The 1,027-nt window shown below is 45.6% G+C and carries 1 protein-coding gene; it reads right to left on the reverse strand.

Annotated features, from left to right (window positions below):
- Positions 1 to 466: 466 nt before the first annotated feature.
- Positions 467 to 1,027 (reverse strand): hypothetical protein (locus ACFXI3_RS47120; RefSeq protein ID WP_378408757.1); only part of this gene is annotated, 561 nt, incomplete at its 5' end.

Here is a 1,027-nt window from a genome sequence, read left to right on the forward strand (position 1 = left end):
GGGATAATCGTGTTCCTTTCGATGAAAAGGCTTTTATGGATGAAGGGTGGGAGCTCTAATGCCCCTCATAGCTCCATAAATCGCCGTGTGAGCGTTTTTATCATATTCAATGTAGTCAACAGGCTCGAACGACATAACGCCCCCTACAGCGCAATTTAAAGGCGCGGGGACGTTATGTCTTGCGTTGCGACTTTTGTCCTGTGTTCATAGGCAGGATACGTAATTTTGTGGTACAAAATTAAATTCATCAAAAAGCACTGTCGAATAGGCACAAAAACACCGCGCCCCAAAATCGCGCTGTAGGTGATTTTTGTGCCGGCTGTTTTTCTGAAACGTCTGTGTAGCAGGAAATGCAACTTGTCAGCGTTACACCTAAAAAACTCAAAAAAAAGCCCTCAAACGAGGGCTTTAGAAGTCAAAGAATTATAAAATTCTGTAGCTCATTAATCGGGCAGAATAAGAGCTGTTATTCAGGCGATAAACCGCCGTCGATAACGTCCAGACGGAAGCGCTCAACAGCTTTAGCGTGGTTATTTACATTCCCACGAAAAGCTCCTTCAGGTGTTACAGTTATAACTTTTACTCGACCACGTTTAACGCGATGAATTGCACCAACTTTTTCAAGCAAATCTAATGCTCTTGCCATTTGTGCTTTGTCAGTTCGCATTGTCTCGCAGAGATCTGCGGCCGTTTTGGTGCATTCGTAACTTTGCCAGCCAAGATTACGGCAGATTTGCCATAGAACGGCCTGAGCGTGATATGCTTGCGCTGTGGTCTTAGCGGATTCAAATAGCCGTTCAGTAACGGCGTCCTGGTACTGGAAAGCAATGGACACGTTACCACCTCCAAAGAAGTCAAATTCAAGTTGCTGGGTAGAACTTAGTTCTTTCGCTGCCTGCGCTGCTTTACGGGCTTGCATAGCACGTTCTGGGCTACTTTCCTGCAATGCTTGTTGATCCAGTAGCAGAGCCGCTTGATCGTAAATACCACGCTTCCTCATAGCCTTTTCAGTTAGGCTTATTGGTGG

The organism is Amycolatopsis sp. NPDC059235 (assembly GCF_042754125.1).
GTDB lineage: Bacteria > Actinomycetota > Actinomycetes > Mycobacteriales > Pseudonocardiaceae > Amycolatopsis > Amycolatopsis albidoflava.